Origin of the sequence: Exiguobacterium sp. s146 (genome assembly GCF_018618415.1) — a bacterium.
Taxonomy (GTDB): Bacteria; Bacillota; Bacilli; order Exiguobacteriales; family Exiguobacteriaceae; genus Exiguobacterium.
In genome coordinates this window covers 365,582-385,429 of the sequence record NZ_JACSMA010000001.1, presented here as the reverse complement: position 1 = coordinate 385,429, position 19,848 = coordinate 365,582, and the positions used below count along the sequence as shown (strand labels likewise).

Annotated in this window: 15 protein-coding genes and 2 pseudogenes; 2 read left to right on the top strand and 15 right to left on the bottom strand. The window is 35.1% G+C overall.

The window, feature by feature from the left end; all coding sequences use genetic code 11:
* Positions 1-329: 329 nt before the first annotated feature.
* Both KNP83_RS02110 and KNP83_RS02105 read right to left on the bottom strand, forming a co-directional pair.
* Complete coding sequence (locus KNP83_RS02110; protein ID WP_214760030.1) at positions 330-470, bottom strand: hypothetical protein; 141 nt, start codon at positions 468-470, stop codon at positions 330-332.
* A gap of 809 nt (positions 471-1,279) precedes the next feature.
* Positions 1,280-1,615: pseudogene (locus tag KNP83_RS02105) on the bottom strand (transposase); the annotation flags it as partial.
* Between the two features lie 119 nt (positions 1,616-1,734).
* On the opposite strand from KNP83_RS02105, the gene KNP83_RS02100 reads away from it, so the two are divergent.
* Both KNP83_RS02100 and KNP83_RS02095 read left to right on the top strand, forming a co-directional pair.
* Positions 1,735-3,234 (top strand): ISL3 family transposase, encoded by a 1,500-nt coding sequence (locus KNP83_RS02100; protein ID WP_214760026.1) that lies wholly within the window; start codon positions 1,735-1,737, stop codon positions 3,232-3,234.
* Between the two features lie 221 nt (positions 3,235-3,455).
* A pseudogene (locus tag KNP83_RS02095) lies at positions 3,456-3,755 on the top strand (ATP-binding protein); the annotation flags it as partial.
* 1,775 nt (positions 3,756-5,530) lie between these two features.
* On the opposite strand, the gene KNP83_RS02085 reads toward KNP83_RS02095, so the two are convergent.
* The 13 genes from KNP83_RS02085 to KNP83_RS02025 form a co-directional block, all read right to left on the bottom strand.
* Positions 5,531-6,523, bottom strand: coding sequence for a glycosyltransferase family 2 protein (locus KNP83_RS02085; protein WP_214760021.1), 993 nt, complete (start codon positions 6,521-6,523; stop codon positions 5,531-5,533).
* Positions 6,511-7,536, bottom strand: coding sequence for a glycosyltransferase family 2 protein (locus KNP83_RS02080; RefSeq protein WP_214760008.1), 1,026 nt, complete (start codon positions 7,534-7,536; stop codon positions 6,511-6,513). The genes KNP83_RS02085 and KNP83_RS02080 overlap by 13 nt, the downstream gene beginning before the upstream one ends.
* A 15-nt stretch (positions 7,537-7,551) precedes the next feature.
* Positions 7,552-8,739, bottom strand: a complete 1,188-nt coding sequence (locus tag KNP83_RS02075) for a glycosyltransferase (RefSeq protein ID WP_214760005.1) — start codon at positions 8,737-8,739, stop codon at positions 7,552-7,554.
* Positions 8,740-8,769: 30 nt separating this feature from the next.
* A complete protein-coding gene (locus tag KNP83_RS02070; protein WP_214760002.1) occupies positions 8,770-10,296 on the bottom strand; it encodes a lipopolysaccharide biosynthesis protein in 1,527 nt (508 codons plus the stop codon).
* Between the two features lie 25 nt (positions 10,297-10,321).
* Positions 10,322-11,488: a nucleotide sugar dehydrogenase gene (locus tag KNP83_RS02065; RefSeq protein ID WP_214759999.1), complete on the bottom strand. Its 1,167-nt coding sequence runs from the start codon at positions 11,486-11,488 to the stop codon at positions 10,322-10,324.
* A gap of 23 nt (positions 11,489-11,511) precedes the next feature.
* Complete coding sequence (locus KNP83_RS02060; protein ID WP_214759997.1) at positions 11,512-12,300, bottom strand: glycosyltransferase family A protein; 789 nt, start codon at positions 12,298-12,300, stop codon at positions 11,512-11,514.
* Positions 12,301-12,335: 35 nt separating this feature from the next.
* Positions 12,336-13,535, bottom strand: a complete 1,200-nt coding sequence (locus KNP83_RS02055) for a glycosyltransferase family 4 protein (RefSeq protein WP_214759995.1) — start codon at positions 13,533-13,535, stop codon at positions 12,336-12,338.
* Between the two features lie 46 nt (positions 13,536-13,581).
* Complete coding sequence (locus KNP83_RS02050; RefSeq protein WP_214759986.1) at positions 13,582-14,526, bottom strand: glycosyltransferase family 2 protein; 945 nt, start codon at positions 14,524-14,526, stop codon at positions 13,582-13,584.
* Positions 14,527-14,539: 13 nt separating this feature from the next.
* The gene (locus KNP83_RS02045; RefSeq protein ID WP_214759982.1) at positions 14,540-15,400 is read right to left on the bottom strand and encodes an NAD-dependent epimerase/dehydratase family protein; all 861 of its coding nucleotides are present in this window, start codon (positions 15,398-15,400) and stop codon (positions 14,540-14,542) included.
* Entirely contained in the window at positions 15,397-16,029 is a 633-nt protein-coding gene (locus KNP83_RS02040) for a sugar transferase (protein ID WP_214759980.1), read from the bottom strand. The genes KNP83_RS02045 and KNP83_RS02040 overlap by 4 nt, the downstream gene beginning before the upstream one ends.
* 16 nt (positions 16,030-16,045) lie before the next feature.
* Positions 16,046-17,938: a polysaccharide biosynthesis protein gene (locus KNP83_RS02035; RefSeq protein ID WP_251139155.1), complete on the bottom strand. Its 1,893-nt coding sequence runs from the start codon at positions 17,936-17,938 to the stop codon at positions 16,046-16,048.
* Positions 17,939-17,953: 15 nt separating this feature from the next.
* Positions 17,954-18,853 (bottom strand): UTP--glucose-1-phosphate uridylyltransferase GalU, encoded by a 900-nt coding sequence (gene galU, locus KNP83_RS02030; RefSeq protein ID WP_214759978.1) that lies wholly within the window; start codon positions 18,851-18,853, stop codon positions 17,954-17,956.
* Positions 18,854-19,073: 220 nt separating this feature from the next.
* The gene (locus tag KNP83_RS02025) at positions 19,074-19,841 is read right to left on the bottom strand and encodes a tyrosine-protein phosphatase (protein WP_214759976.1); all 768 of its coding nucleotides are present in this window, start codon (positions 19,839-19,841) and stop codon (positions 19,074-19,076) included.
* Positions 19,842-19,848: the final 7 nt, after the last annotated feature.

The window sequence follows — 19,848 nt, the reverse complement described above, 5'->3', positions numbered from 1 at the left end:
CAGAAAAGAAGTTGGCCACGTTCAAGCCAAGCTTTGTTCTGCTTTTTTCGTTATTCCACCCCAAATCGATACATCGTCCGTGAGCGATACAACTTTCCCCTATTTCAGTTCAATTGATGTAGCGATGTTTGAATGATTTGCTGCATCCTAAAACGATTGTGCTTCGAGACAGATGGTGCTAAGCTTCTGCCGCTCCCCGAACGTCATCGGCGTCTCTTCAATGAAGAAGTTAGATGACCATGACGCACCCACTCACCCAATCGTGTAATCGTGTCGTCCCATCTTTCAAGATGGAGGGACGATTGAGGTCGCCACCTTTTACAATGTCTTCATCCTTCGACTTGCTTTCCTTTGTGATGGACATCGGCGTATGAATGGAAGATGCGGTCCGGGGTTGAGTCCCCTGTATACGGGATAATATCCACTTCTTCATACTGGTCCCAATGCTCGAACAACTGGTTCGCCAACATGACGAGCTGCTCTTACTGTAGGGAATGAATCCGGACGACCGAGCGCGGTCGGCCTGGTAATGATCGTGCGTTAAAGCCTCTTACGCTTTATTGAGGAAGAATGTCGGAATAGCCCATCAAAAAATCTACTAAAATAGATCAAGAAATCTTCGAACTTCTGATTGAACTTGATACCGTTTGAATTATGGCTGATGACCGCCGTTTCATACAAATTCCTAAGGTTCTGGACCAGATGAAAACGATTGAGGACGTCTATGACAGGATGGGATGCCAGACTGGCTACCCCTACATAAGGCAAGAAGCCGCCTCGAGACACCAAAATGAATCGGCGTCTTATTGTTGCGCCATTCCAACACGGTCCCCGTATCTCGCGACGGCAGCAGTTCAATCGAACGGCCTGTTCTCAAATCGCAGATGCTCGTCTCATATTTTTTTGTTTTTCCAATCCCAGTCATTGATACCAATCATGCGAGAGTCAGGCATGATTCGATGTTGTTCTGAGCGTTTCAACACTCGGAGCACCGTATTAGCGCTGATATTGTTCAAGATATACTCTAACTCGACCACGCTCAACCCATGCAATAGCCTCAGCAACCTAAGTTCAAAACTAGACATTCTACGGGAGTGTGATCGACACAGGTCAAGAAACCTCTTCGTGAAAATGCTTTAGAGACAGGATGGGTCGCTGCAGAAAAAAACGCCTTGCCTGAATGAGGGCACTGAAAAACCCCAGCTCTATCCGAGCGTGAGAACGTGAAAAAGGCGATTGGCCCAACTTGTGTCGGGACGATCGCCTTTTTTCCTTGCCTTTAATCTGTTTCTTCTTTCCGGAGGGTGATGATTCGCTTCAGATTGACCGCGACGATCGCCATCACGCTCTGTAAGGTCATGCCTTTCAGGTCTGGCGTCTTGTTGCGCGCCAGACCTTGGGGGTTCTTCAGTTGACTGTTCTTCGGCTCGATCGCGAAACGCTTCCGACGATGATCCTTGAAGTCATCGGTCTGCTCGTATTCGAACTGTTCGCTGTGCTCCCTCGATTTCAATGACACGCTATAGGACTTCGATTTGGCCCCGTCCTTGTAACACCCTTCGCGCAAGGGGCACTGCTTGCACAGCTCGATGTTGAAGAAATGGCTCTCCACTTGGTTCTGTCCGACGTTCTTGCGTCCGCCATGTAATCAACGCTGTTAAAATGGTTCTTCCTCACTTTTGATGAAGGTAATCTTCGGGAATTAGTTTACTAAAAGGATTGAAGGGATCGATCATGTTAAACGAGTTTCTTCCAGAACTAGAAGTGGTCGAGGTGAACCGTTGTGATGAAGCGTTTCAGTTCATTTGTCATGGAAAACAGTCGTGTGCACCCTGTCCCCATTGCACTAAAAGCTCACATCGTGTCCACAGCCGATACATCAGGACATTGCACGATGAGCATGTGTTCGGATTCGATGTGCAACTACGGATTCAGGCAAGACGTTTCTTCTGCGACGAACCAAGCTGTCCCTCAAGCATCTTTACGGAGAGATTTCCCTCCCTGTGTCGACCACACTCCCGCAGAACAATCCGTTTAGAACGTGGGCTGCTGAGGCTCTTGAGTGGGATGAGTGCGATCGGGCTGGAACGTATCTTGAACAATATCAGCGATAGTACGCTACTCCGACTGTTGAAACGCTCACAACATAATCGGAAGGTGGCTGCCCCCCGCGTGGTCGGTATTGATGACTGGGCCTGGAGAAAACGAAAAAAGTACGGGACAATCATCTGTGATCTAGAGACACGACGCCCAATCGCCTTACTTCCCTCTCGGGATGTCAAAACCGTCTGTGCTTGGATCCGTTCGCATCTCACCATACAGGTGGTGGCACGAGACGGGTCCATGGAGTTTCGGGAGGCCATCCGTTTGGCCGATGAGACGATTCAACAGGTGAGTGACCGATGGCACTTGTTTCATAACTTAGGAAAGAAAATGGAGGACATCTTGAAGCGACGTCTTCCATCTAGCGAAAAAATCCTTCTCGAACCGGACGGTCTTATCACCGAACGTGAACTGACAGACGCTGAAAGAAGAAAATGGACGCTTGTTCTCGCAGTACAACAGGATGCAAGACAGGGCGTTCCGATCTCCGAGTTGATCAGACGTCACCATATCGATCCAAAGACGTGCCGTAGATACCTACAGATGACAGAGCCACCAAGAATCAGTCGGTCACATCGACGACACAGCGCAGACATCTACAAGGCAGACAACGTCAGATGGATCCGTCAAGGTAGGACGACCGAATGGATGTACCGGACGTTGAAACGGAAAGGATATCCCCGTGGAATCAGTACGTTTCGACCTTATGTGGCAAGATTGAAAAAAGCAGTCCCGCATGAGATAAACATCAATCGACGAATCATCCAGAAAGTCCTCTGGGAGGACGAACCTTCTAACAAACCACTTCTCATAAAGATACTGGACATCCATCCTTTCTTGAAGGTGTTGAACGACCTCGTCCGTTCGTTCAAGAACCTTTTCAACGAAGTGACGTCCAAACAGGATATCTTATGGTGGTGTGAACAGGCGGAACGGATGAACGAAGCCTCGCTATCTTCTTTCGCAATCTATATACGAGGGGACATCGACGCCATCCGGCTCGGGATGACGCTGCCCTGGTCGAACGGCATTGTCGAGGGGCAGGTCAACCGACTCAAGACGACCAAACGCCAAATGTATGGTCGGGCAGGATTGGAACTGTTGCGCATCAAAGTATTGAATATCACTTGAGGCTCGTTATTATACTGAAATATGAATCGATGTCTAAATAACCACAGGAATGAAGCGTTTCATCAAAAGTGAGGAAGAACCAATTTTAAACCGCTGTTGACAGGAATCAATCCTTTTTGATTTTATTCCCATAATGTCGGCATCACTACCTCACCAACATTGCGTAAGAACCACTCCTATTTTGCACTACACATAAGAACCACTCCTATTTTGCACTACACAAGATCCAGTTAAAAAGGTTGCGAGATTCGGACCTGGTCATCATCGATGACCTTATGTACATGGCGATGGACCAACGAGAAGCCAATCTCTTCTTCCATCTCGTCAACCACCTTTATGAGCGCAGCTCGATCATCCTGACCTCGAACAAAAGCCCCGACCAATGGGGCGAATTGATCGGAGACCAGGGCATCACGACTGCGACATTGGACCGCTTACTTCATCGCGTCGAAATCATACATAGTGATGACGACAGTCATCGGATGAGGAACCGAAAATCATTATTTTCGGCAGAAGTGTAAAAGGCAAACGAGCAAAAAGTGTCAAAATCAACTTGACGTCTACACGCCTCCAAGTTGGTTGGTTACTGCCAGTATAGTCCGGAATGCAGGAGGCGTGCAGCCACCGCCCGAGGGCACGCCGACTCCCGGGGAATCAGCGGGCAAGGCGAGACCCAGCAACGACGACGTCGAGATGCGGCTCGACGCCCGCCCCAGGAAAGCGGCGTGCCGGATAGGGCGGCTGAAGGGCGATGAAAACAGAGGAGCGCCATTCCTCACGGGACGACGCTCCTCTGTTCAAAATCATTTGAAGTTTTTCAGTGCCCTCGCCTGAATCCGTAGTTTTACATCCATCCCGAACACGTAGTCATCCTTCAACGTCCTGACGTACCGCTGTGGATACGATGTTAAAAGAATTGCATTGAGGACAGGATGCACATGACCTATTTCCATGGCAAATGAACTGATACCTTCTACCTTCCATCGCGACGATTCACATCGAATATTTCCAGTTTCGAAAAACCTCGTTCAATATAAGAAATCCCTTTGATCTTTTTAGATAGCCAACTCCCTAAGATGAGGATTATCAAAAAACGAGGACAACCAGTTTTAAACTTTTATTGACATTTTATATTGTAGTAAAATAAAAATTACTGGATAAAATTACATATCTATACTGGAACATCAATAAGTATATAAATGAATAGACAGAAATTGATAGAATCATTAATTTAATGAGGTTAAAGTAGATGCTAACTTTATTATTATTCTTACTAGACATTAGGTCGTAATTAGCATGAGAAATACTTCTAATTACTTCTGCTGTTAACATAATTACGATTGGTGAAAGAATAGATAAGAAATCGGAAAATCTAATGAAAATATTATAATTCAATACGGATCCTAACGTAAAACATAGCACAATTAAAATATAGGTTTGTATTTTTTTAAAGCCTTTTGGGATATGTTCGAAGTTATATATATTAAATAAAGACATTATGAAAATCAAAGATATAATAAGCACCTTGTTTATAATTGGAAGTAAAGAATAATAATCTACTGCACTATAGCCTAGTATTTGCATATAAAGAAGATTAAAGAAATCAATATATGTTAAATTCGCTACTATTTTTAAAATGAATTCTAAAGAAAAAGACCATCCTAAAAGAACAGGAATTATTATTTTCGAAGACATTTTATTATAAAACACCAACAATATTCTCAAGAGTACTAATATAATCACACTAGAATGTAGAAAGCATAATAAAATATAAAATATCCAACTGTAAAAAGCGTTCTTTTTATATACTAAATCATAGTAAAGTACGTATGCAAAAATGGCGAAGGCCAACATGTTTCTAATCCCGCTCACCATAGCTAAGTAATTAAAAGTAGTGATAAATAATAATACCCCTAGAAAAATTACAATTTTTGGTGATTTTAATTCACGAAATGTCTTAATGTGAATACTAAAAGACGATGTATAGACTAAAAATGTTGTAATTGCAGGTAAAAAACCGTTATAAGGTAGAAGGCTGATGACATAAAAATAGTATCCGAATAAAGGTAGGGATTCGAATAAATCGAAATTAATTAATGCATCCCATCCTCCTGATCTAAGACTTTCAAGAATTATAAAATGTCTAAATAAATCCATTGTTTCAAAAGGTTTTATGAAAAAACTTATTAAAGATAAAAGAATAGTAAATATCAAAAAATATATTCCCAGAACTCTTTTTGGTATAACAATAAAAAAAAGTATAAAGATAAAAAATAATATTAATAGTGCTAGCATTTTACCTCCTAATAAATACAAATGTTTTATAGAACAAAACTAACAACCATTCATTTCTACTTTTTAATAAAAAATATAAAATCTGACTTTTACGTTCTCTTCCCATTTTTTTATAATTATTAATAAAATAATTAATTATATATTTTTCTTTCCATTTTTTTATCTCTTTTTTCATCTCCGTTGCATTCTTGTTTAATGCTAATTGTCTTATACACTCATGCAAGCTTTTGTAAGAATAGTCATATAATATTTCATTTTTGCTTTTCTCATCCATATTAATTTTTTCCATAAATCGTTCTAAAGAAGTCATCATTTGATTCATTAGCGTGAGCCTTGAAGTTCTATAAGAATTAGATAAAGAATTATCGTTAATCACATAATTATAACCGATTGCAGCAGATGTATTTATTCTCTTTATGTTTTTAATGTACTCCATATAGAATAGTTGATCTTCAAAAAGACTTGTACTTTCATCAAAAAAAATTTCATTATCTATTAAAACTTTACGTTTGATGATTTTATTCCAAGTGTATCCAAAAACATTACTTCTCATTAGATATAATACAGCTTCGGCTAAGCTTTTATAGTTTGAATTATTTAACTTAATAAAGCTTGAAGCGTTTTTTTGTATTCTTTGGTATCCAGAAACCACTATATCTGAATTTTTTTCCTCCATTTCTTCTACCATATTTTCAATGTAGGTTTTTTCTAGATAATCATCAGAATCCACGAACATAATATATTTCCCTGAAGAAATCTTAATTCCACAATTTCTTGCACTAGAGACCCCTTCATTAACTATTTTATCAATAATAATAAAACGATTATCCTTTGCAGCATATTGTTTAATAATTTCAATACTTTGATCTTTAGAAGCGTCATTAACACATATAAATTCAATATTCTTATAGGTTTGGTGTACTAAACTAGTAAGACATTTTGAAAGTATATTTTCAGCATTAAAAATCGGTATAATCACACTCACTTTTTCCATTTTTTCCTCCATAAGAAGATTAAATTCTCCACAGAAATTAAGATTCGAATAATCAAAGTATTTTTTCTTTTGAAAAAAAATAAAAATAGTTTATTTCTTTTACTTGAAATATTCTGATAGCTGATTTTTCGAGTAACTTCGTTCTCATTCAATATATATTTTATATTATGTTTTTTATCAATTTGTTTACTCTTTTCAATAGAAACTATAGAATGTTTCAGGACCTTGAAAAGTTCATTTTGATGATATTTGAAATTCTGTTCATTATCTAATCCATTATACTGATTTAAAAAAGACTCAATCATTCCGAAATTAATTCTCATCATTTCATAATAATCAGGAAATATTTTTTGAGAACTTTGATAAGGATAAACCATATAATTATAATAAATATCATTCGTAAACATTATGTTCTGGCATGATTTTAAATAATTCACTACAAAATATCCATCTTCACCCATTTTGATATTTTCGGGAAATTTTAATCCTTCGTTCTTTATAATAGATGATTTGAATAATTTATTCCAAAGAGGATTTATTGCACCTTTACGGAAATATTCCCAGTAATTTCGAGAGATGTCTTCAACACTAACTATCTTTCTTTCGAAAATTATTTTTTCGTTCTTAACTTTTTTTTCTTTAGATAAATGCTGAACATTATATCCACATATGACTAAATCAATATTATTTTCAAAACCTCTTAATAATCCCATAATCATATTTTTTTCTAAAATATCATCAGAATCTACAAATAGTATGTAATGTCCTTGGGCTATTTCTAAACCTTTGTTTCTAGCCGCTGATACACCTTTATTTTCTTGGTTGATTACAAATATCCTTTGATCTTTTTGAGCTAATTCCTTACATATACTTAGACTGCGGTCAGAAGAACCATCGTTAATTAATAGAACTTCAATATTATAATAAGTCTGATTTAAAATACTACTTATATTTTCAAACAAAAAATTTTCTGAATTATATACTGGAACTATAATTGAAACTAGTTTTTTCATACTTGCTCACTTCCTTTAAGCAAAATCTATCAAAAGTCTTTTAATATCTTCACGTGCATTACGATTGTTTTGTGAATTTTCTTTAAGGTATATACGCGATTTATTTAAATATTCAGGATTATCAACTAACCATTTTAATTTTGTGTAGATACCTTCTTCAGAGTTTTCACATATAAATCCTTGTTTATATTCGGCAATTATTTCACGAGCTGAAAGTGTTTCTGTTGCTAACACTGGAACTCCTAAACTCATCGCCTCACTGATGACAAGTGGAGCAGCTTCATGTAAAGATGGTAGTAAAAACAAATCGGCGTTAGGAAGATACCTATATGGATTTATAGTGTCACCGTATATTTTAATGTAATCTTTCAAATTATAATTATTAATTATTTCAATTATTTCTTCTTTTAAAGATCCATCTCCCACGATATTCCACATAATCAAATGTCCATCCTCAATTATTTTTTTTATAACAAACAAAGTTCTTATCAAACCTTTTTCAGAACTTAACCGAGAGATTGTTACAATGTTAAATATACTTTTTTCGTATTCAAACGGATTATTTGAGGCTAATTCTTGTATTGAGTTATAGTCATGAAAGTTTTCAACTTTGTAAACTCTATCATTGAGTGAAGGAATAGCCTGAAGAAAGCTTTTTTTGCAACTTTCTGATACTGTAGCTACACCGTCTAATTTACAATATAGCTTTCTATTTTCAGAAGTATTTCCACCATAATTTAAAAAATCACAATGAATAAATCCTATTTTTTTCGTAGCTTCAATTTTCTCTAATACGAATTCAACGCACCCACCATAAAATGATTTGTTATTAGTAACATGCAGATATGAAATAGCTATGTCAAAATTTTTTAAGCGTTTTTCTGGAAAGAACAGAATTTTAAAAGGGATTTTATTTCCAAATACTTTCGTCCAACCTACCATGATAGCGCGAAAGAAAGCTAAGTATTTACTTTCTTTGTTTATATTACTTTGAGCTTCACCCAAGACCTTTAGAAACGATTTCGCTTCTATAACTTTTACACTTTTAGGGATTAAATGATTCTGTACTTTATTAAAGTTATTAAATAAATATAAGGTTATGTCATATTCATTCTCAATTTCTTTTAATAGACTTAGTAATGCTTTTTGAACCCCACCTATATTTAAATTATTGTTAACTATTATAATTTTTTTTTTTGTCAATTTAAATAAATCTCCTTTTTGATTAATGATCTATATTTTTTTAATTTTCTTTAAAAATAACTTACGGTAGTAAATATAGTTTTTGTTTCCTTTAAAGAAAAATAAAATAAATATGAAGTACGTTGCAAATACGCTAATAAATGAAAATACTAATGTAATCCATGTTCCATTAAATATTAATGAAGTAGAATAAAATGCGAATATAGTTATTATTATTGTAATTAAAATGTATTGAATATAGCTCTTAGCATAATTAAGAAGATTTTTTTTAAAATAATATTTGTATAAAATATAGGGTTCTATCCACACACTAGTTGCAAGTGTAGAAAGAATTGTTCCTAAAAACACACCCGCTAAACCATAAAATTGAATGAAAATATATGAAGATACTAGATTGATCACTACTTCAACTAATGGTTTATACCTATCCTGATAATAAAGCCCTAAAGCATTTCTATATGACAATACACTTCTACGCATGCTAGACAAATAAAAATTCACAATGATCAATATTACTAGAGCATTTGAAAGAAGATATTCTTTTCCTAACCACATTTCTATAAAAGGATTGAGTAACGTAAACAAACTTACACTACAAAAACTAAAAATTATGAACGTACCAAAAAACAGTTTTTGAAAAATGTCTGAATTTTTTTCTATACTTTCAGAAGCAGTAGCATTTCCTATACTAGCAGCAACTGAATTAAGTAGTTGATTAGTTAAAGCGCTGATAACTCCAATTATCATCAAATAATTCGAGTAAATTCCTACAAAATTAATACCTATAAACATCGAAATCAACAAATTATCTGTACCAATGACAAGCACTTGACCAATTTGATGATAAGACATTGCTCTAATTTTTCTAAATATTTCAGCTTTAAATGTAGTCTCTAAAATAATATGTTGAGATTTTTTTAAGTACGGATACATTTTATCTGCTTTTTGAGATATAAACAGATTAATACTTATCGTAGCTATAATTTGAACACATAGATATATAATGAAACTTTCAAAAACTATTAAAATCATGATTTGAAGAACACTCATAAATAGCGTAAAAAATGTGTGTATCACAATGATGATATAATTTTTTTGATCAGCAATGATTATTGAGCGTTTATAACTTAGTAGATAAGTAGAAACTGTATTAATTAAAAAAAGTAGAAATATAATTTCTAAATTTTCAACATCAGGTTTTTCTTCAAAGAAAATATTTAAAAAGGGAATAAGACTTAAACCTATAATTAAAACTATTATTCCAATTACAAGGTATGCTTTTCTAAAAAGGTTCATCAATCCTGAAATTTTAATTTTGTCGTTATCTGCTAAAGGTTTATATAAACTAAATGTAATAGCAGAACCCAATCCAAGTTCTGCTAATGACAGTATAGTTAATATGTTTGTAAAAAGACCGTTAATCCCCAAATATATTACGCCAAGCGTTTGTATGAATATAGTTCTTGAAATGAATTGAGTTGAATATAAAATTATTTGACTAATTAATCCAAACTTCGCATTTTTATATGTTGCTTGCAAACGCGTTGGTTTTGTCATTTCATTCTCCTTGTAACTTAGTCCCTTAGTCTCTTCTGTAGATATCTCTTGTATATAGTTTATCTTTGACATCTTCAAGATCACTACTCATACGGTTCGTAATGATTATATCTGATTTTTCTTTGAATTTTTGTATATCATTAATGATTTTGTATCCTTCAAATTCAGATTCATTTATTCCAGGTTCAAAAACAATTACTTCAATACCTTTTGATTTAATTCTTTTCATAACTCCTTGAATCGAGGAATATCTAAAGTTATCGGAGTTTGATTTCATAGTTAAACGATATACCCCGACTGATTTTGGATTTTTATCTAGTATTGTTTTTGTAATAAACTCTTTTCGAGTTTTATTTGCTTCTACTATAGAACTTATAATGTTATTAGGTATATCCACATAATTTGCTTTCAGTTGTTTTGTGTCTTTTGGTAAGCAATAACCACCATACCCAAACGAAGGATTATTATAATGGTTTCCAATCCTAGGATCTAAAGATACGCCTTCTATTATCTGCTCTGCATTCAAATTACACATTTCTGCATAAGTATCAAGTTCATTAAAAAATGCAACTCTCATTGCTAAATAAGTATTTGAGAACAATTTAATAGCTTCTGCCTCAGTAGGTTGAGTAAATAGTACAGGAATTTCTACTTTAGTTGCAGCTTCAGTTAATAAGTTAGCAAATATTCTTGCGTTGTCTGTATTATCACCAATTACAATTCTAGATGGATGAAGGTTATCGTACAATGCTCTTCCCTCACGTAAGAATTCAGGGGAAAAAATAATATCCATGTTTGGGTGTTTTTTCCTCATTCTTTCAGTGAAGCCTACTGGAACTGTGGATTTAATAATTACACAGGTTTTATTGTTAATCTCGTTTATATTATTTATAACAGTCTCTACTGAACTTGTATTAAAATAGTTTAATTTAGTATCATAGTCTGTTGGTGTTGCAATGATAACAAAATCTGCACTCTTATAAGCTAAATAACTTTCAGTTGTAGCGGTTAAATTTAATTTCATGTTTTTAAATTGATATTCAATATCCTCATCTAAAATTGGTGACTTGCGTTTGTTTATACTTTCAACTTTAAACGAATCAATATCTAATGCTATCACATCATTGTTACTAGATAATAATGTTGCTAAAGACAACCCAACATATCCTGTTCCCACAATTGTAACTTTCATTTTTTTTATCACCACTCCTAGCTCTATTTATTATTAAAATCTTTAATTCCATTTATCATAAAAGTCATGGCTTCGACAAACGAAATATTTCCACCTATGTTTTTCTTTTTTCTAATTAAATACTGAAGCATCAATAAATATGAAAACCTTCGGTTAATCGCAGCAAACAAAGCACCTTTGTCATAATAATACTTTTCGCTATATCCTTTAAACCACGAAGAAGGACGATATTTAATTTCCGCTATAATTTCTTTGTTAGAATATATTGTTAGTCCTTTTTTTATACATTCAGTTAAGAATAATGTATCTTCTCCTGAGCCATACCTTGCCCCACCTCCAAATAAAAGTGAAAAGAATATATTGTTTTTTATGATAACTTCACGGCGAAATGCAATATTAACAGTTCCATATTTTAAATAATTATAAAACTTAACCTTGGAATTCTTTTTTACTTTCAAATTGATATTTCCTTCTGCATCTTCGATGGCGACGTTAAATAGAATCACATCTGCGTAAGGATTATTTCTAAAAGCATCAAGGACTATTTTTTCATATCCATCAACATATCTCATATCGTCATCTGCCATTAGACATATGTCAGCATTAGATCTTATAAGAGCACTGTTTCTACTTTTACCAACTCCAAGTTCGTTGTAAGAATAAACTTCAACTTCCTTAAAATTTTTATCAATCTTTATATATTCATTCTTATCACATTGATTAATAATAATAGCATTTGTTTGTAAATTAAATTTGTCTAGCCAATCTATTTTTGATTGGTGCATTGTTGAGAGTAACACTTGAATATTCAAATCTACACCTCTGTCATTTTTTAAATAGCATTCACTTATTTCATCAGCAATCTTTGAATCATGTCCACTATTACATTATAAGTTTTCGCTCTATCAAATATTTCTTCAGCTAGATTCCTATGATTAATTGACATTTGATGTCTTAGTTCTTTATTTTCAATGAGGAATTTTAGTTTTTCCGCTACATCCTGAGGGTTACTTGAAGTATTCATTCCTATTTGATTTAATTCAATTAAATCTCGATATTCTTTTGAATTTTGAGTATTAAGAACTGGTAAGCCGGCCGCAGCATAATCTGCATGTTTATTGATAATACTCTGTGCCGCTTTAGGGACGATTGGATTTACTGCTATGTCACTTAATTGCAAATATGATACGACTTCTTCATAAGAAATTCTTCCAGTGAAATTCACATTTAATTCATATTTTTTTGCTTCATTTTTAAAATGAGATTCTAGTGGTCCATTTCCTATAACAGTTAGTTTAATATCATAAGCTTCCTCTTCTTTTAATATTTTCATCGCCTCAAAAATTAAAGGTAAATTATAACTGTGACCCAAAGTCCCAGTGTATACTAAATTGATCTGATTTGTTTGTTTAGTGAGAAGGTTGTTCATTCTAGTTTTAAAATTAAAGAAATCTAAGTTAGTACCTAGATAAACCGTTTTAGAAATCGTACTATTTTTTCTCGAAGATAGCGCTCTTTCTCTATAAGTATCAGAAACTGCAATGATTCCATCAGCAGCATTGTAAACTCTGTTGGCTTTTCTAGTCATTGGATAGAATAAAACAGTTGAAATCATTTGATTTTTAATAACCATTTTAAAAGCCTCTGGCCACAAATCCCTAACGTCAATTACGTATTTAATGTCGTTCTTTTTAGCATATTTTGCAACTACCTGTCCAACGTCAAGAGAAGGTATAAAATTATAGATTAAATCTGGTTTTTCTCTCTCATTTAAATATTTCTCCAAATTTTTAGCGAATTTCTTTTGGCTTAGGTATCTGTTCAATGAAAGATTTTTTTTATAAGGGATAGTTGGAATTAGAGTTATTTTAAATTTACTATTGAGATAATCGTCTTGTACAGCCAACTCTTTTGTAAAATGATTGAAATTTGAGGATACTTTCTCTACATCATATCCTTCTTTAATTAGCATTTCCGGAATATAGTTACTGCGATTATTGGAAGGATAACCCACAAACGGAGTATCAACTATCAAAATATCTTTCATTAATCTAATCCCCTTCTGAATTTAAAAAATTTCAAAATCGTTGTTATTAAAAAGCTTTTAGCCTGATGCCATATACAAATTTGATGATGAAGTTAGGTAAAGCGGAGGCTAATACTAGCATAACTTTAAATGACACATTTTGAGGATGCCAATCATTTAGAACTTCACGAGCTTTTTTACGTTGGCCTGCTAAAATCAAAGTATACGTATAGGCTATAATTTTTTTGTCATATTTAAGTCTGATATTGAGTCTTTGCAAAGAACTTCTGTTAAAATTATTCATTTCATTTCTCAAAATTTCCAAGTAGGCTTTTGGAAAAGCGACTTTCCCAGATGTTCTAGCATTGTTTTCTGCATATCGATTATATTTTACACAAGGTAAAATTGAATGGGCTATATTAGAATTGTTCAAAGCAATACGAGCAAAAAAGTCTAAATCTTCACCGATTGTCTCATTTTCATTGAAAAACCCAATATCATCCAATGTTTTTTTTCTTATTGTAGTAGCAGAAGTCCAAACAAATTCATACTTATTGTTAATGGTCATCCAATAATCACTCACATAATTTTCATCATCGGTATCCTTATAACTAATCGCTGCTGATAATTTCGAAGTGTGTTCATTTAAATGAACTGTGTAAGCTGTTGTAAAAATATCGCAATTAGGAAATAAAATTATCAATTTATTTATCACTTCAAGGTAATTACTTTCCCAGATATCGTCCGCATCCAGAAAAGATATATATTCTCCTTTAGCCTCTCTAAGACCAGCGTTTCTCGCAGCAGAAACTCCTTGATTCACTTGCTTTATCAATTTTATTTTGCTGTTATTAAAACTTACTTTTTCCATTTCTAAGATACTTTGATCTGTTGAGCCATCATCTACCACAATTATCTCAAAATCTTGAGTTGTTTGATTTAAGACACTCAATATGGTTTCTTTAATATGTTTTTCTTTATTATATAAAGGGATTATTACTGAAAATAACATTTAAATCTCCATTCTAGTTGAGTTTCGACTGTTTTTCTGATATAACAACGCTATTATAGTAATCAATCACATGATAATCTTCATCTAGTAAAGACATTTCTTTTTCATAAATTAGATTACCAAAGACTTTTTCAAAAACGTTTAATCGTATATTATTTATGATTTTCTTTAAACCTCTTATCAAATAAATCTTATGAAAGTGTATTTCCCCAATAGTTATCACTAAGTCACCAACATCGACATATTCTTTATTCTGAGGGAAAAAGTAACCTGACTTTTGATTTAATATAATTATAGATAGTAATTCTGTAAGATTATAAATATGCAGCATGCTTCTTGAATTGTTTACTTTCGGGAAAAAAGGTGTTATTTTAGACATTTTTGATATTTTTTGATAATTACCCTTACATCCCAATCCGTAAATCATAGGAGGTCTAACAATTGCCAAAGTAAAGTTATCATCTACTAGATTTTTAATTTTATGTTCAGCTTCCAATTTAGATTTCCCATAATAAGAATTAGGTATCGCCTTAGTGTTTCTAGTAATCACACCTGTTGTTAATCCGTATACACTCATTGAACTTAAAAATACAAATTGCTTAACACCTGCTTTTTTCGCTTTTTTAGCAACAGATTCAGCCAAATTTGTATTGATTTCTTTATAAATATTTTCATTACTTTTTTTTTCTCTGATATGTGCAATTCCAGCCACATGTATTATTGAATCATACTTAGAAAATTCTATAGTTTCCCATTCTCCGTTTTTTGAGCCTACGAGATCCAATTTAATTTGACTAGAGTATTTATTTGTAATCCATTTATTTAACTCTTGACCTACATAACTATTTTTCCCAACCACTAGTACTTTCTTCACTTTTCTTTTTCCTTCGCAGTTGCAACTTCCTTACTCATCATTCCAGTACCACCTTCTAACACTCCTTCGCTTTTCAAAACACTGAAAATGGTTTTTACAAAACAATAAGCATCTAGTTTTAATGACATTTTTTTGACATAGTCACCGTCCATTTTGGCTTTGAGTTCAATTGGTATTTCGTCTCTCCCATTGATTTGTGCCCATCCTGTAAGGCCAGGTAATATACTATGAACTTCATACTTTTCACGCTCATCAATCAAATCATATTGGTTCCAAAGTGCTGGACGTGGTCCAATTACTGCCATCTCACCTTTTAAAATATTAATGATTTGTGGTAATTCATCGAGACTCGTTTTTCGAAGAAACTTGCCGATTTTCGTAATATATCGGTCTGGATCTGTTAATAAATGAGTTGGCATATCTTTGGGTGCATCAATACGCATCGTGCGAAACTTTAAAATATTGAAAGGCGTTCGATGAAGTCCAATACGTTTTTGCTTAAAAAAAACCGGGCCTTTCGACTCCAATTTAATAGCGACCATAATTCCTATAAATAATGGTGACAGTAAAATCAATCCGATTAAAGAAAGTATAAAGTCAATTTTTCGTTTTTTTTCACTATACGGCATTACTGACCCTCCATTATTAGACTGTCTCATGTAAGTTTTTATTTACATTCAAATTATTTAAATCCAGACAATCGTTTGCCCAGTTAACAAGATATAAACTGAGTGCTTCGCTAGTCATTAATTCATTCATACGTGCAAGTTTTTCAGCCATATTCGTCTCTTCCGTCACAATTCCAGTAAAAATTTTGGGATATACTGCTTCTGGGTGAACTTCTCCTTCTTTCAGCAACTCCTCAAACATTTTTTCTCCTGGACGAATACCGCTAAAAGCAATCGGAATCTGTTCTTCCGTAAAGCCACTTAACTTAATCATGTTTCGAGCAAGATCAACAATTTTTACCGGTTCTCCCATATCGAGAACGAATACTTCGCCTCCATCCGCAAGCGTTCCCGCTTGAATGACAAGACGACTTGCTTCAGGAATCGTCATGAAATAACGGGTCATATCAGGATGAGTCACCGTGACTGGTCCACCTTTTTCAATCTGTGTTTTAAATAAAGGAATAACCGATCCACGACTCCCCAACACATTTCCAAAGCGGACGACAGCGTATTTTGTATGACTTTTCTTTGCCAAATTTTGAATAATCATCTCAGCGACTCGTTTCGTCGAGCCCATGACGTTAGTTGGATTGACCGCTTTATCGGTTGAAATCATGACAAAGCGAGACGCACCGTATTCATCTGCTATTTCAGCGACGTTTTTTGTACCATAAATATTATTTTTAACTGCTTCATGCGGATTCGCTTCCATTAAAGGGACATGTTTGTGCGCCGCCGCATGGAAAACGAGATGCGGCGAATGTCTCATAAAGATGTCGCGTAACCGTTCAACGTCCTGAACATCTGCAATGACCGGGATGAGTTCTACATCTAAATTTAGTTCTCTTAACTCACGTTCAATCAAATAAATGCTATTTTCACCGTGACCGAGTAATAACAAGCGTTCAGGATTGAATTTCAAAATTTGGCGACAAATTTCAGAACCAATCGAGCCTCCTGCACCTGTGACGAGCACCGTTTTATTTTCAACCTCTGATTGAATACCCGAAATATCAAGTTCAACTGGTTCACGGCCGAGAAGATCGTCAATTGATACTTGACGCATTTGATTGACCGCAACTTTACCGGCTGCGACTTCTTCAATCATCGGCAACGTATGAACATTTGTACAAATTGCTTTCGCACGTTTAATAACTATGAGACGTTCTTGATAATTCATAGATGGGATAGCGAATACAATTTTATCAATCGCATGATGTTCGACTACACTCTCTAATTCTTCAAGTGTCCCCAACACCTTCACTCCATTAACAGTTAAATTTTGGAGATGACTATTATCATCAATGAATCCTACTGGATGCATGCGATGATTATCTGACTGATTAATTTGACGGACTAGCATTCGACCAGCTTGACCAGCTCCAACAATTAAAGTTCGTTTTTCAGATTTACGACGATTAATCTTTCGTGCACCTAGAATTAAACGACGATCTTGTTTCCACGTCACGTAAATTCGTGACCCTAAACGAATACCACCTAATAGTAAGAGAGAGAGACAAAAACTAAGGAACAACATTCTTTCCATCGCTTCCCCGTAAACAGCAAATTGAAGAAAGTACAAAGTTAACGTGCTCATAATAAGAGTAACAGCAAGACGAATGGCTTCGGACATACTTGCAAAGCGCCATGCAACTCGATACAAGCGGCTGATACCGGCCATGACGATAAATAATGCGCTATATAGTAAAGCAGACTCTACGAAATGATTCCGATCTACATTTTCAATAAATTCAATAGGGTACAAGAAAAAGTACGTCACGAACATTGAAGATAGAATTGCAAAAACATCAAGAACTACTAATACGCTTGTCCGAAATGATTTTCGACCTAGTTCAGGAATTGACAATTACTTTCCCTCCCTTTAGTTGACTACATTCATTGCAGCATTTTCTTCTACTAGTTGCGTGATCATCTTCAACACGTCCTTACGCAAATCTTCTCGCGCTAAAGCAAACTCTAGTGTCGTTTGGATGAAGCCGAGCTTCTCTCCGACATCATAGCGCTTTCCTGTGAATTCATAAGCGAAGACACGTTGCACTTCATTCAAACGTGTAATCGCATCTGTTAACTGGATTTCCCCACCAGCTCCTGGAACTTGTGTCTCTAAAAACTTAAAAATTTGGGGTGTAAATAAGTAACGGCCAAGAATAGCGAGGTTTGAAGGCTCTGTCCCCGGTGCCGGTTTCTCAACGAACGACTCAACTTTATGTAACCCACCTTCTAGCGACGTTTGCGGGTCGACGATACCATAACGATGTGTCACTTCGTGAGATACCGGTTGCACACCGATAATCGAGCTCTCTGTTTTGTTGTATTGTTTGATTAATTGTTTCGTACAAGGAATCTCTGCTTGCACAATATCATCACCAAGCATAACAACAAACGGCTCGTCTCCGACGAATGCTTTTGCTTGAAGAACCGCATGTCCTAGTCCCATCGGTTTTGATTGACGGATGAAATGAATATTAATGTTAGTTGTTTCTTCGACGAGTTTTAAAAATTCTGATTTTCCTTTTTCAATCAATTGTTGCTCAAGTTCTGGTACCGAATCGAAATGATCTTCAATCGCTCGTTTACCTTTACCAGTGACAATTAAAATGTCTTCAATACCTGATTCGACTGCCTCTTCGATAATATATTGAATTGTCGGCTTATCTACGATTGGTAACATTTCTTTCGGCATCGCTTTCGTTGCCGGTAAAAAACGTGTACCGAGACCTGCTGCCGGGATGACTGCTTTTTTCACTCGTTTAGTTGTCATTTAAACCACTCCTTTATGGATAAATATATATTTCCTGTATGATTCATAGAAAAAAGGATGTAACTTACATCCTTTCAAAATTATAAATTAAGATTATCACTTTCGACCTAATATAAAAACATACAAGGAGTAAAATAAACCTAAAATCGTTCGACAGTTGTCGACAAAAGAATTATATTTTAGATGGATTTTCAATAACTACTCTTTGACAATAAGTAAATTATTTTTTCCATTTTCCTCGCCAATTTTTAGTCGGTAATGTTGGTGGATCAATGAATACAAACTCATCTTTCATAACTGCTTCCGCATTGATTACGTAATTCTCCCACTTATCTTGACCAAGTTCTTCGCGAACAACCTTTTCAACTTCGGTCCAATAGAAGGTTCGACGGCCAGTACTATGAGCGTCTGATGCAAGCAAGTGACTTAATCCGTTACGAAGGTAAGCGAATGCTAGTTCCTTCACATTTTGGCCGAACTCGCCAGTCAAGCTACTCGTCGTGATTTGTGAGAGTGCTCCAGACGAGACGAAGTCCATCAATCGTTTTGGATTTGTAGCAAATTCTTTATTCCTTTCTGGGTGAGCGATGACGGGTGTATAGCCTTCCGTTTGAAGGCTAAAGAAGAGTTGTTCCGCATAGGCTGGCACTGAATCACTCGGAAACTCCACTAAAACGTAACGAGATCCGGCGAGTGATAATGCCTTTCTTTGCTCTAATGATTCAGCAAGGTCTCCAAAAACTCGAATTTCTTGCCCTGTATATAAATCCAGGTCGATTCCTTCTTGCCGCAAAACATTTTGTAATCTCGCGACAGCATTTGCTACATCGAGCTGACTTGTGTCAAACTGCGGGTGAAACGCGTGGGGGGTGACCACGATTGCGGTCACCCCTTCACTTACGGCGCGTTTCGCCATTTCGACCGCTTGTTCGACTGTTTCCGGACCGTCATCAACGGCCGGCAATAAGTGACAATGGATATCAATCATGGCACGC